Here is an 18,192-nt window from a genome sequence, read left to right on the forward strand (position 1 = left end):
CGCTAAGTTCATGACGAACGGCCCCTTGCCAATGGCCGCCTCACCCTCCATAAACGACACATGAACCTTCCCGCCCAGCACCATCCGGTGCTCGACCTGTTCCACCCCGCCGTCGGCACTTGGTTCCGGCAACACTTCGCCACCGTGACCGACGCCCAGGCCCGGGCCTGGCCGCTGATCCACGGCGGCCAGTCGATGCTGCTCGCCGCCCCTACCGGCTCGGGCAAGACGTTGAGCGCCTTCCTTGCCGTGCTCGATGAGCTGTTTTGCCAGGGCCTGGCGCAGGGCGGTGAACTGCCCGCGCAGACCCAGGTGGTCTATGTATCGCCGCTCAAGGCGCTGTCCAACGACATCCGTCTCAACCTGGACGTACCGCTGGCGGGCATCAGCCAGGCATTGCAGGACCAAGGCCTACAGGCGCCACGCATCACCACCCAAGTGCGTACCGGCGACACCCCGCAAAAGGAACGCGCCGCCATGCGCAAGCAGGCGCCGCACATCCTGGTGACCACCCCCGAGTCACTCTACGTGCTGCTGGGCTCGGCCTCTGGCCGCGAGGGCCTGGCCAGCGTGCACACGGTCATCGTCGACGAGATCCACGCCTTGGCCGGCAACAAGCGCGGCTGCCATCTGGCCTTGACCCTGGAGCGCCTGCAAGCGCTGTGTGGACGCCCCCTGCGGCGCATCGGCCTATCCGCTACGCAGCGTCCCGTGGAGCGGGTGGCGCAGTTTCTGGTCGGTCACCAGCGCCCGTGCGCTATCGTCGACGTCGGCCATGCCCGCCGCCGCGACCTTGCCATAGAAGTGCCACCGGTCCCGCTGGGGGCAGTGATGGCCACCGATGTGTGGGATTTGGTCTATGACCGCATCGCCACGCTCGCCCGCGAACACCGCACCACGTTGGTCTTCGTCAACACCCGGCGCCTGGCCGAACGCTTGACCCGTCACCTGGGCGAACGCCTGGGTCAGACTGCAGTGGCCGCGCACCACGGTAGCCTGGCCAAGGAGTACCGCCTCGCCGCCGAACAGCGTCTGAAGGCGGGCGAGCTGCAGGTGCTGGTGGCCACCGCCTCGCTGGAGCTGGGCATCGACATCGGCGAGGTTGAGCTGGTATGCCAGATCGCCTCGCCCGGCTCGATTTCAGCCTTCCTGCAACGGGTCGGGCGCTCCGGCCACCAGGTGGAAGGGGTGCCCAAGGGGCGGCTGTTCCCGACCTCGCGAGACGATCTGATCGAATGCGTGGCCTTGCTCGACAGCATTCATCACGGCGAGCTCGATGAGCTGCACATTCCCAAGGCGCCGCTGGACGTATTGGCCCAGCAGATCGTCGCTGAAGTGGCCAACCAGCCCTGGTCGGAACTGGCGCTTTACGACTGCCTGCGCCAGGCCACGCCTTACAGCGCCCTGGACCAGGACCATTACCAGGCATTGCTGCGCATGCTCGCCGAGGGCTACAACGGACGCCAGGGTATACGCAGTGCCTACCTGCACCGCGATGCGGTCAGCGCCACCTTGCGCGGACGCCGGGGCAGCCAGCTGACCGCCCTGACCAGTGGCGGGACCATTCCGGACACCGCCGACTACGCGGTGTTGCTCGAGCCGCAGTCGCTTAACATCGGCAGCGTCAATGAAGACTTCGCGGTGGAAAGCATCGCCGGCGACATCTTCCAGCTAGGCAACGCGTCCTATCGCATCTTGCGGGTCGAGCCTGGTCGGGTACGGGTCGAAGACGCCCACGGCCTGCCCCCGACCATTCCATTCTGGCTCGGTGAAGCACCGGGGCGCAGCGATGAGCTGTCCGCTGCCGTTGCCCGTCTGCAGGCGCGAATCGATGAACGCCTGCAGGCCAGCGGCGGCGACTTTGCCCCGGTGTTGGCCTGGCTCCAGGACGCCTTAGCGCTGGACGAAGCCTGCGCAAGCCAACTGCTCGACTACCTCGGCCGCACCTGGCAGGTGTTTGGCGCCCTGCCCTCCCAGCAAACCCTAGTCATGGAGCGTTTCTTCGACGAATCCGGCGGCACCCAACTGATCATCCATTCGCCCTACGGCAGCCGTATCAACCGGGCATGGGGCCTGGCCCTGCGCAAGCGCTTCTGCCGCACGTTCAACTTCGAACTGCAGGCCGCGGCCAGTGAAGACGCCATCGTGCTGTCGCTGTCGACCAGCCATAGCTTCGCGCTGGACGATGTCTGGCGGTATCTGTCCAGCACAAGCGCCGAGCCGATCCTGATCCAGGCCTTGCTCGACGCACCGCTGTTCGGCGTGCGCTGGCGCTGGAACGCTGGCGTGGCCCTGGCCTTGCCACGCTATGTCGGTGGACGCAAGGTGGCGCCGCAGATCCAGCGGATGAAAAGCGAAGACCTGATCGCCGCCGTGTTCCCCGACCAGATTGCATGCCTCGAAAACATCGCGGGCGAGCGGCAGATCCCCGATCACCCGCTGGTGCAGCAGACCTTGGACGACTGCCTGCACGAAGCCATGGACAGCGAGGGCTGGCTGGCCCTGCTGCGGCGCATGGAAAGCGGGCAGATACGCCTGCTTGCCCGCGATCTGCCCGCGCCATCACCGCTGGCCTCGGCCATCCTCAATGCCCGGCCTTACACCTTCTTGGACGATGCGCCTCTGGAGGAGCGCCGCACCCAGGCGGTGCTCAACCGCCGCTGGAACGAAGTCCAGGGCAGCGACGATCTGGGCGCGCTGGACATCGACGCCATCGCCGCCGTGCAGGCCGAAGCCTGGCCGCAACCAAGCAATGCCGATGAAATGCACGAAGCCTTGATGAGCCTGGGTGCCATCAGCCAGGCCGAGGTGCAGGCCAACGCATCGTGGGCTGACCTTCTTGGACAATTGGCAGACGCCGGTCGCGCCTGCCGACTGCACCACGGCGAGCACAACCTGTGGCTTGCCCGCGAACGCCAGAACCTGGTGCTTGCGTGTTATCCGCACGCCCACCTGGCGCCTGCATTCGAGCTGTTGCCAGGCTTCGACCACCCGATCGAGCCAGACACCGCGCTGACCGAACTGCTGCGCTCGCGTCTGAGCGGTTTTGGCCCATTGACCGTGGCGCAAATCGCCGCGCCCCTGGGCCTGCCCAGCAGCGATATCGAACAGGCCCTTGCCCGCCTGGAGGTCGAAGGCTACGTACTGCGCGGGCATTTCAGCCCTGGCCAGCACACCCAGCAGTGGTGCGAGCGGCATCTGCTCGCGCGTATCCATCGCTACACGGTCAAGCGCCTGCGCCGGGAGATCGAGCCGGTCACCCTGCAAGACTTCATGCGCTTTCTGTTCGACTGGCAGCACGTGACGACCAGCGAGCGCGTGCAAGGCCCGCAGGCAGTGGCCCTGGTGCTCGATCAATTGCAAGGTTTTCCGAGTGCGGCCGGAGCCTGGGAGGCGGAGCTGCTGCCTGCCCGCATCAAGGACTACAGCCCGCACTGGCTAGACGATGCCTGTCGCAGCGGCCAGTGGGCCTGGAGCCGACTGGCATCGACCGTCTCCGCCAGCACGCTGTCGAGCACACCGCTGGTACTGTTGCCCCGCGAGCACCTCGGTCTGTGGCGCAGCCTGGCCCCCGCTCCGGCGCCCGACACACTCAGCCCCAGGGCACAACGTGTGTATCAGACACTCCAAGAACAAGGTGCTTTGTTCTTCGATGAGCTGGCTCAAGAAACGCATCTGCTACCCAGCGAACTCGAAACAGCCCTGCAGCAATTGGTGGGCGCAGGCCTGATCAGTGCGGACAGCTTCACCGGCCTGCGCAGCCTGATCGCTCCCGCAGCCAAGCGCAGTTCACGCAACATTCGCCGCGGCCATCCGCCGCTTTCGAGCAGCATGGCCCACGCCGGGCGCTGGGCACTGCTGCGCCGAAGCAGCCAGACGCAGGAACCAGAGCAGCGCCTGGAACACATCGCCCGTACGCTACTGCGCCGATACGGGGTGATCTGTTGGCGATTGCTGGAACGTGAAAGCGACGTGCTACCGCCCTGGCGTGATTTGCTGCGTTGCTATCATCGCCTGGAGGCACGCGGGGAGATCCGCGGTGGACGCTTCATCGCCGGGCTGGCCGGAGAGCAATTCGCCCTGCCCGAGGCGGTCGGTTTGCTGCGCCAGGTACGAAAGCGCACGCCACAAGGCGAGCGGGTGATGGTCAGCGCCTGCGACCCGCTGAACCTGCTGGGAACGTTGCTGCCAGGAAACAAAGTGGCCGCGGCGGGTGGCAATCGGCTGCTGTACCGCGATGGCGTGCCGGTGGCGACCCGGGTGGCGGGGCGTTATGAGTTCCTGCTGGAAGCGCCGACCACAGAACATGAGAGCTGGCGACAGCAGTTGTTGCGTGACAGGCCCTGAAGCCGCTTCGCACCCTTTCGCAGGCATCTGCCGATTGCATGCCACAAAGCCTTGTGAGAACTGGCCAAGCCTGCGCAGGGTCGTGCAGTGGCCCTTGAGCATGACCAATCTTTCATGTGTACAGCGGGCCATCGACTGGCAATACGCCACGCAATGGGGCTAAGGTCGGGGTTTGACCCAGGCCCCTGAGCCTGACCGAGCCATCGCAAGGACCCCGTATGAGCCTGTCACTTCTCAGCCGCTATGCCTTTTTCGCCGCCTGTGTGCTGTTCACCTTGGCCAGCCTGCCCTTCCTGCACCACGAATGGTTGTGGCCCTTCACCCTGACCACCGGCGTGCTCAGCCTGATCGGCCTGTTCGACCTGCTGCAGCAGCGCCACGCGGTGCGGCGCAACTACCCGATCCTTGGCAACATCCGCTACTTGGTCGAGGCCATTCGCCCGGAAATCCGCCAGTACCTGCTAGAAGCCGACAGCGATGCCCTGCCCTTCTCCCGGGCCCAGCGCTCGCTGGTCTACGCCCGCGCCAAGAACGAAGCGTCCGACAAACCCTTCGGTACGCTGATCGACGTCTATGAATCGGGCTTCGAATTCATTGGCCATTCCATGCGCCCGGCGCCCTTGGCGGACCCATCGAGCTTTCGCGTGGTGGTCGGCGGCCCGCAGTGCAGCCAGCCGTACTCGGCATCCATCTTCAATATCTCGGCCATGAGCTTCGGCTCGCTCAGCGCCAACGCCATCCGCGCCCTGAACCAGGGCGCCAAGCTGGGCAACTTCGCCCACGACACCGGCGAAGGCAGCATCAGCCCTTACCACCGCGAAAATGGCGGCGACCTGGTCTGGGAGCTGGGCTCAGGCTACTTCGGTTGCCGCACCCCGGACGGACGATTCGACCCCGAACGTTTCGCCGAGCAGGCGCGCAACCCGCAAGTGCGCATGATCGAGATCAAGATGAGCCAGGGCGCCAAGCCCGGCCATGGCGGCATCCTGCCCAAGCACAAGGTCACCGAAGAGATTGCTGCGACCCGCGGCGTCCTGATGGGTGAGGACTGCATCTCGCCTTCACGCCACAGCGCCTTCTCCACGCCCATCGAGATGATGCAGTTCATCGCCCGCTTACGTGAGCTGTCCGGCGGCAAGCCGGTGGGCTTCAAGTTCTGCCTAGGCCACCCTTGGGAGTTCATGGGCATCGCCAAGGCCATGCTCGAGACCGGCATCCTGCCGGACTTCATCGTCGTCGACGGCAAGGAAGGCGGCACAGGTGCTGCACCTGTGGAGTTCACCGACCATATGGGCGTGCCGCTGCGCGAGGGCTTGCTGTTCGTGCACAACACGTTGGTGGGGCTGAACCTGCGCGACAAGATCAAGCTCGGCGCCAGCGGCAAGATTGTCAGCGCCTTCGACATCGCCAGCGTGCTGGCCATTGGCGCCGACTGGGCCAATGCGGCCCGAGGTTTCATGTTCGCCATTGGCTGCATCCAGTCCCAGAGCTGCCACACCAACAAATGCCCCACCGGTGTGGCCACCCAGGATGCCCTGCGTCAGCGTGCCCTGGTAGTGCCGGACAAAGCCCAGCGGGTACTCAACTTCCACCACAACACGCTGCGCGCGTTGGCCGAAATGCTGGCTGCGGCAGGCCTGGAGCATCCGGCGCAACTGGAGGCCAAGCACTTGGTTCGGCGCATCTCCGCCACCGAAATCAAACTGTTCTCGCAGATGCATGTGTTCCTCAAGCCGGGCGAATTGCTCACCGGCGAGGTGAACGGGCAGTTCTATTCGCGCATGTGGCAGATGGCCCGGGCAGACAGTTTCGAGCCGCACACCGAGGTCGCCGCCTGAAGGCCTTGCCATTTGATGTGCCTGCGCTGGGCCAGGCACATCGGGTGATTTAGAGCAATGTCCTACAATGCGCCGAGCCGCCTCCTACCCACCCATTAAATAGTCGTTAATCAATGCCCGACATGCTCGATGCCTCTCATTCAGGAGTGCACATCATGTCGTCGACCAACAATCCAAACTTTCCAGAAACCTGCTCGGTCTCCAGGTCTCAGCGCCTGCTGGCGCTCGCCAGGCAGATCGCCGTGCTGGGCGTTGTCATGCCGATGTTGATGATCGGCCTGCTCAAATTCACATCGATCGAAGTACAAGCCCTCAAACCGCTCATCAGCCAGACACCTTGGCTGAGCTGGTTGTATGCCGTGTTTGGCGTGGCAGGGACATCCTACGTGCTGGGGGTAGTGGAAATATTGGCCGCCGTGCTGGTCTTGGCCAGCCGATGGTCGACCAAAGCCGCCATTGCCGGTGGAGGGCTTTGCGCGCTCACCTTCGCCACGACGCTGTCGATCATGCTTGCCGTGCCGATCTGGGAGGTCGCGTCAGGTGGTTTCCCTTGGCTCAACCGCGCCGGCAGCTTTCTGATCAAGGATCTGGCGCTGCTGGGCGTGAGCCTGATGGTATTGGCAGAAGGTCTGCTTCGCCGTCAGCGGCGTGCGCGTTTGCCAGCCAGCAACAGGGCAACGGTCAGTTCCACAGGTCATTGACGCTCAGCACAGTCGAAAAACAAAGCCCCGGCGCTGGCCGGGGCTTCGTTCGTCAGGAGGCGGTACTTGTCACGCCCTGCGTCTCTTTCGGAGCCAGGCGGAACGCGTAGTACAGCACTGTCAGCAACACCAGGAACGCCGGGCCGATGTACAGGGCCACGCGAGTGTCCTCGAAGTAGGCCATCAGGCCGACCACCAGCACCAGGAAGGCCAAGGCCAGGTAGGAGCTCAGCGGCCACAGCCACATGCGGTACTTCAGACCCTGACGCTCAGCGGTGGAGAGACCGGCGCGGAACTTGAGCTGGGCCAGCAGGATCATCACCCAGGTCCAGATCGCACCGAAGGTGGCGATCGAAGTCACCCAGACGAACACCTTCTCAGGTACCAGGTAGTTGGCCAGCACGCCCAGCAGCAACGCGCCGATCGACAACAGCAGCGCATTACGCGGCACGCCGCTCTTGGAGGTACGGGCGAAAGCCGCAGGAGCCTGACCATTTTGCGCCAGGCTGTAGAGCATGCGCCCAGTGCTGAAGATGCCGCCGTTACAGGAGGACAACGCCGCAGTGATCACCACGAAGTTGATGATGCCAGCGGCAGTCTTGATGCCCAGACGCTCGAAGGTCATCACGAACGGGCTGCCTTGGCTGCCGATTTCGTTCCACGGGTAGATCGACAGGATCACGAACAATGCGCCCACATAGAACAGCAGGATGCGCCAGAACACCGAGCCGATGGCTTGGGGAATGGTCTTTTGCGGGTTGCGTGCTTCACCGGCAGTCAGGCCGATCATCTCGACGCCCAGGTAGGCGAACATGACCATCTGCAGCGACATCAGCACGCCGGTCACACCGTTGGGCATGAAGCCGCCGTTGCTCCACAGGTTGGAGATGCCCATCGCCACGCCATCGTTGCCGAAGCCGAAGGCGATGATGCCGATGCCGCCCAGGACCATGGCAACGATCGTGACGATCTTGATCAGGGCAAACCAGAACTCGAACTCGCCGAACGCCTTGACCGCGATCAGGTTGATCGCCCCCATGCTGCCCAGTGCTGCCAAGGCCCAGATCCAGCGGGGTACGTCAGGGAACCAGATGCCCATGTAAATGGCCACGGCCGTGATTTCCGCCACGCAGGTTACCAGCCACAGGAACCAGTAGTTCCAGCCGGTCAAGAAGCCCGCCAGCGGGCCGAGGTAATCCTGGGCATAGCGACTGAAGGAGCCGGCGACAGGGTTGTGAACGGCCATTTCGCCGAGCGCGCGCATGATCACCAGGATGGCCAGGCCACCGATGATGTAGGAAAGCATGATCGCAGGACCGGCCATTTCGATGGCCTTGGCCGAACCGAGGAACAGGCCTACACCGATACAGGCGCCCAGCGCCATCAGACGGATGTGCCGTTCGCCCAGCTCGCGCTTGAGTGGGCCGCCCTGGGCGGTCTCACCATGGGCAGGGTGGTTGCCGACTGGCATAGCAATACAACCTCATTTTGTTATTGGATATGACCTTCGTGCAGCGCCGGCCAAGCCGATGGGCGTGGCGTCGTCTTGCCAAGTGAGCCTTGTGGGCCCGCCTGTCCACCGAATCCGGCGGACGAAGGGGTCGAGCAGTATAGGAATCCGCCCGCAGGGCTTTTCACTATATAAACAGGGAAATTTGGAGAGAGTTCTGGACCAAAATCCCTTTCGCGGAAGAGAGAAATCCCTCTCGCCCCCCTCTCGAGGAGAATGGGGCGGCTACCATAGCAACATTGCCGCAGAATGGAAGCTGCACCAAAGGCGGATATTCCGACTCCAGCTTGCGAGGCTTCTTACAATTTTTTCACCAACCCCGCCTAACGTCTAAGCTTCAGACAAGCAAGACGAAAAGTACCTGGCCGGATTGAAGACTATGGGCGCACTGTGGCAATCGGAACCAACCAGAACGGAAGCACCCGAAACCTCTCCGGCTGAAGCGCCACTACCAAAGACTCCCCGCCAGCGTCGCCTATGGTGGCGGCTCATCGTGCTCATCGTGCTGCTCGCTGCCATCGTCATCGGCTTCGCCGCCTACGACGAAATGCGCACCTCCAAGCTGCAATCCAGGGAATTCAGCCGTCTGGCCGGCACCCTCACCTACTCCCTGGAGCCTGGCCCGAGCGATGCGATCATCTACCCGGGCGACGGCCCGTTCGACAAGCGTCTGGGCTACAGCGCACTGGGCGAGTTCCTGCCACGACTGCTCAAGCGCGACTACCTGATCAGCCAGCAAGTGCGCTTCTCGCCGGCGCTGATGAACTACGTTGAGCACGGCCTGTTCGTTCCCTACGTGGAGAAGATCCAGGCCGGCCTGTCGATTACCGACTGCCGCGGCCAGGATCTGTACCACTACAACTACCCGCAGCACCTGTACCCGGATTTCGCCTCGATCCCGCCGATCATCGTCAAAAGCCTGCTGTTCATCGAAAACCGCGACCTGCTCGACCCGCAAGACCCACGCAATAACCCGGCGGTGGACTGGCCGCGCTTTGCCAAGGCCGCCTACAGCCAGGTGGCCAAGTACCTTGCCCTGCCCGGCCAGTCGGCTGGCGGCAGTACCTTGGCCACGCAGTTGGAAAAGTATCGCCACTCCCCCGACGGCTTGACCGTGTCCGGCTCCGAGAAGATCCGCCAGATGATTTCCGCCAGCGTGCGCGCCTACCAAGGCGGGCCGGATACCACGGTGGCGCGTGAACGCATCGTGCGCGACTACCTCAACAGCGTGCCGCTGTCGGCGGTGCCGGGCCACGGTGAGGTTCACGGCATGGCCGAAGGGCTGCGGGTCTGGTATGGCGCCGATTTCGACCAGGTCAACCAGGCGCTGGCCGGTACCGCCACCGACCCGGACTCCATGGCAGCGCGCGGCCTGGCCTTGCGCCAGGTACTGTCGTTGATGATCGCCCAGCGCCGGCCCTCCCATTACCTGACCAAGGGCCGGGTGGAGCTGGCCGAGCTCACTGACGCGCACATTCGCGTGCTCGCCGCCAATGGTGTGATCGACCGTCCCCTGGCCGATGCCGCCTTGGCCAGCAAGGCGGTGTACCGCGACTGGGTGGCCCAGCCGACCATCGTGCCGATCATTACCAACAAGGGTATCAGCCTGGCCCGCAACCGCCTGGCAGCCATGCTCAACCGGCCGCTTTACGACCTCGACCGTCTCGACGTCTCGGCCACCAGCACCTTGCAGGCCGACTTGCAGATGCAGGTCAGCCAGTACCTGAAAAACCTTTCCGACCCTGAGTTCGCTGCCCAGATGGGCCTGATTGGCGAACGCCTGCTCACGACCAAAACCACCGACCAGGTGCGCTACAGCTTCACCTTGTTCGAGCGCACCGCCGATGGCTCGCGGGTACGGGTGCAGACCGACAGCACCGACCAGCCCTTCGATATCAACGAAGGCAGCAAGCTGGAGTTGGGCTCCACAGCCAAGCTGCGGGTACTGACCACCTACCTGGAAATCATCGCCGAACTCCACGACAAGTACGCCGGCAAGCCTGCCGCGGAGCTCAAGAAGGTCCCGGTGGCCGAGCTCGACCGCATCACTCAATGGTCGCTCGAATGGCTGATGCAGAACCCCAAGGACCAGAGCCTGGATGCCATGCTCGACGCAGCACTGGAGCGCAAGTACTCGGCCAACACCGGCGAAGCCTTCTTCACCGGCGGCGGCATGCACGTGTTCAACAACTTCCGCAAGGAAGACAACAGCCGAAACCCGACCCTCAAGATCGCCCTGCGCGAGTCGATCAACCTGCCGTTCATCCGCCTGATGCGCGACTTGGTGCGCTATGTCACCTATCAGCAGCCGTTCAACCGCGAGCCGCTGCTCAAGGACGATTCCGACCCACGGCGCCAGGAATACCTGGCGCGTTTTGCCGACAAAGAAGGCACCAACTACCTGATGCGGTTCTGGAAAAAGTACCAGCGCAAGACCTCCCAGCAGCGCCTGGACACCTTCCTCGACAGCATGCGCGTCACCCCGCAGCGCCTGGCCGCCGTGCACCGCTACCTGTTCCCGGAGGCCGGACAGGAAACCTTCAACGCCTTCGTCCGCGCCCATAGCGCCAACGACAAGAAGGCCCTGGCCAAGCTCACCGATGGTCGTCTGTCGGAGATGTACGAGGCCTATGGGCCCGGCAAGTACGACCTGCCCGATCAGGGCTACATCGCCAAAGTGCACCCGTTGGACCTGTGGCTGCTGGGCTATCTGCTCAAGAACCCCGGTGCCTCGCTCACCGAGATGGTCAACGCCAGCCGATTCGAGCGCCAGGAGGTCTACAGCTGGCTGTTCAAGAGCCGCCATCAGGGCGCCCGCGACAGCCGCATCCGGACCATGGTCGAGATCGAAGCCTTCCTGGATATTCACCAACGCTGGAAGCGCGTGGGCTATCCGTTCGATCATCTGGTGCCGTCGCTGGCCACCGCCATTGGCAGTTCCGGTGATCGCCCGGCCGCACTCTCCGAGCTGGTCGGGATCATCCAGAACGACGGCGTTCGCCTGCCGACCTTGCGCATCGACACCCTGCACTTTGCCGCCAACACCCCCTACGAAACCAAGCTGATCAGCGACCCGGACCGCGGCCAGCGGATCCTTCCCGTGGAAGTGGCCAGGGCCCTGAAGGGCGCGATGTCGCAGGTGGTGGATGCCGGCACAGCGCGGCGGATCTCCGGCAGCTTCAAGCTGCATGACGGCACGTCGCTGGTGATGGGCGGCAAGACCGGCACCGGCGACAACCGCATCGAAAGCTTCGGTGCTGGGGGCCGCCTGATCGGTTCGCGCTCGCTCAACCGTACCGCCACGTTCGTGTTCTTCCTCGGCGAGAACCACTTCGGCACCCTGACCGCCTTCGTCCCGGGGCGTTCGGCCGAGGCGTTCACATTTACCTCGGCCTTGCCGGTGCAGGTGCTCAAGGGGATGGCGCCGATTCTCATGCCGTATCTGGAGCCGGGCAGCGCCACCGAATGCAAGGCCCCGGAGGTGGCGATGCATACGCCGTGATGCAACGACTCATCGAAAATACAGATAAGAATCATCCGCATTTTGGCGCTTGTGTTTAGATATATCTTGAGTAATATCTTTCGATATATCGAAACACACGGAGCCGTCTCTCCATGCGCGACCACGTCCCACACGACCCCTTCGAACGCCGCCCCGCCCGGGGCGAGCGTGGCCCGCGGGTCTTCGCCCCTGGCGATCTGAAGCTGTTGATGCTGTCGATGCTGGCCGAGCAGCCCGGTCACGGTTATGACCTGATCCGCCAGATCGAAAGCCTGTTCGACGGCAGCTATACCCCAAGCCCGGGGGTCATCTACCCGACCCTGAATTTTCTCGAAGAAGCCGAGCTGATCACCGGCCAGGTCCAGGGCAGCAAGCGCCTCTACGTCATCACCGAAGCGGGGCGTGAGGCCTTGGCCGAGCAGGCGGTGGCGCTCGATGGCGTGCGTATGCGCATCGAAGTCAGCAAACGCGCCCTGCGTGGGCACGATCGCCCGCCAGAGATCCACGAAGCAGTCGGTAACCTGCGTCACGCCCTGCACATGCATAGCGGTCGCTGGACGCTCGAGGAGATCGAGCGGGTACGCACCCTGCTCAACGACACTGCCAAGGCCATCGCCTCAGGCCCCACCGAGGCTGTTACGGAGAACTCCCCATGAGCGATACCATCCATCGCGTCAACCATGAAATCCGCCAACGCCGCCTGCAGGTGCTGCGGGTCACCGACCTGACCCCGCGCATGCGCCGCATCACCTTGGGCGGCCCAGAACTGCAAGGCTTCACCAGCATGGGCAGCGATGATCACATCAAGCTGCTGTTCGCCCTCTCCCCCGAAGAGCAACAGGCCATCGACGCCCGCAATCTCGGTCGCGATGGTGGCGCTCGTCCGACCATGCGCGAGTACACGCCCCGACGCATCGACCTGGTGGCCAATGAATTGGATATCGATTTCGTGCTGCACGGCGATGGCCCGGCGTCCACCTGGGCGGCGCAGGCTGCACCGGGCCAAACCCTGGACATCGCCGGCCCACGCGCCTCGATGGTGGTGCCGGACCTATTCGACAGCTACCTGCTGATTGGCGACGAAACCGCGATCCCCGCCATCGGTCGACGTCTCGAAGAATTGCCTGCTGGCCGCCGGGTGCTGGCGCTGATCCAGATCGAAGACGAGCAGGAGCAGCAGCCATTGCCGAGCAAGGCGCACGTCGAGGTGATCTGGGTGCATCGCCACCAGGACGACCTGTTGGCCATGCTCGAGCAACTGGCGCTGCCGCCCGGTGCGCTGTACGCCTGGGTTGCGTTGGAAAAAACCCTGACCCGCCAGGCCAAGGCATTGCTGCTGGAAAAAGGTGTGAAGGACGATGCGCTGAAAGCTGCGGCCTACTGGCGCCAGGACGGCAGTGTCGATGACGAATGATGTTCTGCAGCTCATGCATTGCAGGTACAACTGGCTTGCTCTGTAGCGTCCTCTTCGCAGGTAAACCCGGTTGCGCAGGTACTTCGGTGCTATAGGGAACACCGCTGTACCTGTGGGAGCAGGGTTACGCGCGAACGGGCCGACACTGCCTCAATAGGCCTGCGTCAACCGACGCCCCCGCCAGCGATCCACCCCGACCAACACCAACCCGATCCCCCAGAATCCCACAAGCACGCCCAAGGCATTGAGCAGCACCTGCCCATAGCCAAGAGTCGCGACATCGATGAACGGGTACGCATAAACGCCGATTTCCCGCCCCCGCCACAAGGCATAGGCAAAATACATTGCTGGGTACAGGGTCCACGCCGCCAAGTGCCACAGCCGCAAGCTGCCCTTGGGCACCTCACGCCACCAATACAGCACGCATACCAGCGGCATCACATCGTGCAGCAATTCATCGGCCACCCATTGCCAGCCCTGGGGTTGCCACAGATGGCGCAGCAGCACGCTATAGGCGAGCGCGACCAGCACGATGCTCGCGGTGATGCCGGAACCCACCACGGGCGAAAGGAAGAACCGCTGCGCACTCGACGCCCGGCCAAACGCCGCATAGCTAAGCACTGTCGCGACCAGGGTATTGGTCAGCACCGTGAAGTAACCAAACACATTCACCAGACCGCCGATCAGGCTAGCCTGCTCCTCCCAGCGGGCCCACAGCACCAGGTAGACCTGTATCGCCAGGCCCGTCCAGCCGAGCCACGCGGCGAAAGTCAGCCAGGGATGACGCGGCATCAGCCAGCCCGCTGGAGTTTCACGTAGAGCTGCTCGACCTTCTCCCGCGCCCAGGGCGTCTTGCGCAGGAAGGTCAGGCTCGACTTGATGGTCGGGTTGCTCTTGAAGCAACGAATGTCGATGCGCTCGGCCAGGCCTTGCCATTGGTAGTGGGCCACCAGCTCGGTGAGGATCTGCTCCAGCGTCTTGCCGTGCAGCGCGTTGTGTTGGGCCGTGCTCATGCCTGTGCTCCCGCGGGTAAAGATGCGCACCTTACACGAGTGTAGTGACAGGCGGCGCTGATTCGGCGTTGCGAGTCGCATTTGCACGAAGCACTGGCCAAAGCGTGAACCCTTGTGCTGCAATAGAGATGTTATATTGTAACAATAAAGCTCTCTGCCAAGGAACGTCACACCCCCATGCGTCACATGTCTCTGCGCCTCTCCCCCCTCGCTGTCGCCCTCTGGCTGGCCTCCATGCCCAGCCAGGCCGTGGAACTAGAACCTCAGGTCATCACAGCCAACCCCTTGGGCAATCGCCAATTCGCCGCGCCCAACACGGTGCTACAAGGCGACGACCTGCTGCATCAACAGCAAGGCAGCCTGGGCGAGACCCTCAACAAACAGCCCGGCGTCGCTTCGACCTGGTTCGGCCCCGGCGCTAGTCGCCCGGTGATCCGCGGCCTGGATGGCGACCGGATCCGCATCCTGCGCAACGGCGTGGGCGCACTGGATGCTTCATCGCTGTCCTATGACCACGCCGTCCCGCTGGATCCGGTCAACGTCGAACGCATCGAAATCGTCCGCGGCCCGGCCGCCCTGCTCTATGGCGGCAATGCCATCGGCGGTGTGGTCAACACCTTCGACAACCGCATTCCCGACTCGCCCATCGAGGGGATCCACGGCGCCGGCGAGCTGCGCTACGGCGGCGCCGACACCACCCGCAGCAGCGCCGGCAAGCTGGAGGCCGGCAATGGGGCTTTCGCCTTGCACCTGGACGCCAACAGCCGCCAGTTCAACGACCTGCGTATCCCAGGCTATGCCCGCAGTTCGAAAGTGCGCGACAGCGATGAGCCCGGCAGCCGTCATCGACTGGAAAATAGCGACGGACGCCAGGATGGCGGCGCCATCGGCGGTGCGTACCATTGGGACCGGGGCTACACCGGCCTTTCTTACAGTCGCTACGACAGTAACTACGGCTCGGTCGCAGAGCCCGGGGTCCGCCTGGACATGCAGCAAGATCACTATGGTTTTGCCAGCGAGCTGCGCGACCTCGAAGGCCCGTTCAGCTCGATCAAAGTCGATGCGGGCTACACCGATTACCAGCACCGCGAGATCGAAAGCGGCGAAGTTCACACCACGTTCAAGAACAAAGGCTACGAGGCGCGGGTCGAAGCACGCCACCAGCCCTTCGGCCCCGTCGAGGGCGTCCTGGGCGCGCAAATCAGCCGCAACGAATTCTCCGCCCTGGGCGAGGAAGCGTTCGTCCCCCACACCGACACCGACAGCCTGGCGCTGTTCATGCTCGAACAATGGCAGACCAGCGAGCGCTTGAACCTGAGCCTCGGCGCGCGTCTGGAACACACCCGCATCGATCCGGATGCCAAGGGCAACGCCACCTTTGCCAGTGCCGACAACTCGGAAAGCTTCACTTCCGCAAGTCTCTCGTCCGGCGCGGTGTACCAACTCGACCCGGTCTGGTCGCTGGCCGCGAACCTCGCCTACACCGAGCGCGCCCCGACCTTCTACGAGTTGTACGCCAACGGCGCACACGTAGCCACGGGCGCCTTCGAAGTGGGCGACCCGAACCTGAACAAGGAAAAAGCCGTTTCCACCGACCTGGCCCTGCGCTTCGACAATGGCACCCACAAGGGCAGCGTGGGCGTGTTCTACAGCCATTTTCGCAACTACATCGGCCTGATCGGCACCGGCAACCTGCGCGAAGGCCACCACCACGATCATGATGATCACGATCACGATCACGACCATGGCGAACTGCCCGAATACCTGTACCAAGGCGTGCGCGCCCGGTTCTATGGCATCGAAGCCCAAGACCGCTGGCAGTTGGCCGAAAACCGCTACGGCAGCTTCGCACTGGAGCTCTCAGGCGATTACACCCGCGCCAAGAATCTTGACAGCGGTGAGCCTCTGCCGCGTATCGCGCCGCTACGCCTGAACAGCGGTTTGCTCTGGGAACGGGATCGCTGGCAAGCGCGGGTCGACGTGCAGCACGCGGCCTCGCAGCACCGCAAACCCGCCAACGAGACCAGTACCGACGGCTACACCACCCTCGGCGCCAGTCTGGGCTACCGCTTCGATATCGGTCAGAGCGACTGGCTGGTATTCGTGCGCGGAGAAAACCTGACCGACCAGACCGTGCGCTATGCCAGTTCGATCCTGCGAGACATCGCACCAGCGCCTGGACGCAGTGTACAGGTGGGATTGCGCACCTCGTTCTAAGCATTCTGGCGGCGCCATGGGCCCAATCGCGATGGTCCGGAGCCAGGACAAGCCAGTTCCCTCAGTGGCGCGGGAGCTGGCGAAGCCTACAAAAGGCTGCCCAACTGCCCCAACTATTACTCTCTGAGCAACAATCCGCTGCGACAATTTGTCTTTTTTTCTTACAACTTCCCCTATATCCTCCACGCCGCACGCTGAAACGCTTCATCCACGAACCTTGCAGCCATCTCCATTGAAGGGCCCGCCCTTCGATGCGCTTGCCGTTTTTTCAATAATCAAAAGATAGCGCTATCTCATGCTCCAACTGCCCAAAACCCGTTTTTCCAGCTTCGCCCTCGCCACTGTTCTGGGCGGGTTGTCGTCCACCAGCGCAGCCCATGAGCTGTTCGCCAGCGACTCCCCGTGGATGCTTGGCGACTGGGGTGGCACCCGCACCGAATTGCTGGAAAAAGGCTACGACTTCACCCTCGGCTACACCGGCGAGATGGGCAGCAACCTGCACGGCGGCTATGACCACGACCGTACCGCGCGCTACAGCGACCAGTTCACCTTCGCCAGCCACCTTGATCTGGAAAAGATCCTTGGCTGGCAGGATGCCGAGTTCAAGCTGGCGATCACCGAACGCCATGGCCAGAACATCAGCAACGACCGGATCAACGCCCCCCGGGTCGGCGGCTTCACCTCGGCCCAGGAAGTCTGGGGCCGCGGCCAGTCCTGGCGGCTGACGCAGATGTGGATCAAGCAGAAGTACTTCGATGGCGCCCTGGATGTGAAATTCGGGCGCTTCGGTGAAGGCGAGGACTTCAACAGCTTCCCTTGCGACTTCCAGAACCTGGCCTTCTGCGGCTCCCAGGTGGGCAACTGGGTGGGTGGCATCTGGTACAACTGGCCCGTCAGCCAGTGGGCCCTGCGCGTTCGCTACAACCTCAACGACTCGCTGTACGCCCAGGTCGGCGTCTTCGAACAGAACCCCTCGAACCTTGAAAGCGGTAACGGCTTCAAGCTCAGCGGCAGCGGTACCCAGGGCGCGGTCATGCCGATCGAACTGGTGTGGAGCCCGCGGGTCAATGGCTTTGAAGGGGAATATCGCGCTGGCTACTACTACAGTAATGCCAAGGCACAGGATGTTCTGAAGGACAGCAACGGCCAGCCGGCTGCCTTGAGCGGCCAGGCCTATCGCAGCAGCTCGAGCAAGCATGGCTTCTGGCTCGGAGCCCAGCAGCAAGTGACGTCGCTGGCCTCGGACCACTCCCGCGGCTTGAGCCTGTTCGCCAATGCCACGATGCACGACAAGAAGACCAATGCCATCGACAACTATGTTCAGGCAGGTGTGGTGTACAAAGGGCCCTTCGATGCCCGCGCCAAGGACGACATCGGTTTCGCCCTCGCCCGCGTGCACGTCAATCCCGGCTATCGCAAGAATGCCCGCCTCATCAACCAGGCCGCCGGCCTGGACGATTACGACAACCCTGGCTACCTGCCCGTCCAAGACACCGAATACAGCGCCGAGCTCTACTACGGCATTCACCTGGCCGATTGGCTCACCGTACGACCCAACCTGCAATACATCCGCCATCCAGGCGGTGTGTCGCAGGTCGACGCCGCCCTGATCGGCGGCCTGAAAATTCAGAGCAGTTTCTAACCCACCCC

At 63.4% G+C, this 18,192-nt stretch carries 11 protein-coding genes; 8 read left to right on the top strand and 3 right to left on the bottom strand.

All coding sequences use genetic code 11. The features are described from left to right. Nucleotides 1–60 precede the first annotated feature (60 nt). The 3 genes from J5X93_RS20720 (at nucleotide 61) to J5X93_RS20730 (ending at nucleotide 6,886) form a co-directional block, all read left to right on the top strand. Nucleotides 61–4,347, top strand: a complete 4,287-nt coding sequence (locus J5X93_RS20720) for a DEAD/DEAH box helicase (RefSeq protein ID WP_102081821.1) — start codon at nucleotides 61–63, stop codon at nucleotides 4,345–4,347. 218 nt (nucleotides 4,348–4,565) lie between these two features. Next, the gene (locus J5X93_RS20725) at nucleotides 4,566–6,185 is read left to right on the top strand and encodes an FMN-binding glutamate synthase family protein (protein WP_043206495.1); all 1,620 of its coding nucleotides are present in this window, start codon (nucleotides 4,566–4,568) and stop codon (nucleotides 6,183–6,185) included. 155 nt (nucleotides 6,186–6,340) lie between these two features. Then, nucleotides 6,341–6,886, top strand: coding sequence for a DUF417 family protein (locus tag J5X93_RS20730; protein WP_090345022.1), 546 nt, complete (start codon nucleotides 6,341–6,343; stop codon nucleotides 6,884–6,886). Nucleotides 6,887–6,938: 52 nt separating this feature from the next. On the opposite strand, the gene J5X93_RS20735 is transcribed toward J5X93_RS20730, so the two are convergent. Then, nucleotides 6,939–8,357: an amino acid permease gene (locus J5X93_RS20735; protein WP_090345020.1), complete on the bottom strand. Its 1,419-nt coding sequence runs from the start codon at nucleotides 8,355–8,357 to the stop codon at nucleotides 6,939–6,941. Nucleotides 8,358–8,775: 418 nt separating this feature from the next. Here J5X93_RS20735 and J5X93_RS20740 point away from each other — a divergent pair, with 418 nt between their 5' ends. From J5X93_RS20740 to J5X93_RS20750, 3 genes are all read left to right on the top strand, one after another. After that, nucleotides 8,776–11,898: a biosynthetic peptidoglycan transglycosylase gene (locus J5X93_RS20740; RefSeq protein WP_197852805.1), complete on the top strand. Its 3,123-nt coding sequence runs from the start codon at nucleotides 8,776–8,778 to the stop codon at nucleotides 11,896–11,898. Between the two features lie 113 nt (nucleotides 11,899–12,011). Next, nucleotides 12,012–12,554, top strand: a complete 543-nt coding sequence (locus J5X93_RS20745) for a PadR family transcriptional regulator (RefSeq protein ID WP_102081819.1) — start codon at nucleotides 12,012–12,014, stop codon at nucleotides 12,552–12,554. Continuing rightward, a complete protein-coding gene (locus J5X93_RS20750; protein ID WP_043206491.1) occupies nucleotides 12,551–13,312 on the top strand; it encodes a siderophore-interacting protein in 762 nt (253 codons plus the stop codon). The genes J5X93_RS20745 and J5X93_RS20750 overlap by 4 nt, the downstream gene beginning before the upstream one ends. A 150-nt stretch (nucleotides 13,313–13,462) precedes the next feature. On the opposite strand, the gene J5X93_RS20755 is transcribed toward J5X93_RS20750, so the two are convergent. Both J5X93_RS20755 and J5X93_RS20760 read right to left on the bottom strand, forming a co-directional pair. After that, complete coding sequence (locus J5X93_RS20755) at nucleotides 13,463–14,104, bottom strand: Pr6Pr family membrane protein (protein ID WP_043206490.1); 642 nt, start codon at nucleotides 14,102–14,104, stop codon at nucleotides 13,463–13,465. Next, on the bottom strand, nucleotides 14,104–14,325 hold the full coding sequence (locus J5X93_RS20760) for a VF530 family protein (protein ID WP_043206489.1): 222 nt from the start codon (nucleotides 14,323–14,325) through the stop codon (nucleotides 14,104–14,106). The genes J5X93_RS20755 and J5X93_RS20760 overlap by 1 nt, the downstream gene beginning before the upstream one ends. A 177-nt stretch (nucleotides 14,326–14,502) precedes the next feature. Here J5X93_RS20760 and J5X93_RS20765 point away from each other — a divergent pair, with 177 nt between their 5' ends. Together J5X93_RS20765 and J5X93_RS20770 are read left to right on the top strand one after the other, a co-directional pair. Next, the gene (locus J5X93_RS20765) at nucleotides 14,503–16,542 is read left to right on the top strand and encodes a TonB-dependent receptor (protein WP_102081818.1); all 2,040 of its coding nucleotides are present in this window, start codon (nucleotides 14,503–14,505) and stop codon (nucleotides 16,540–16,542) included. Nucleotides 16,543–16,837: 295 nt separating this feature from the next. Continuing rightward, on the top strand, nucleotides 16,838–18,184 hold the full coding sequence (locus J5X93_RS20770) for a carbohydrate porin (protein WP_250033961.1): 1,347 nt from the start codon (nucleotides 16,838–16,840) through the stop codon (nucleotides 18,182–18,184). Nucleotides 18,185–18,192: the final 8 nt, after the last annotated feature.

Source organism: Pseudomonas sp. BYT-1, from assembly GCF_023611805.1.
GTDB classification, from domain to species: Bacteria; Pseudomonadota; Gammaproteobacteria; order Pseudomonadales; family Pseudomonadaceae; genus Aquipseudomonas; species Aquipseudomonas guariconensis.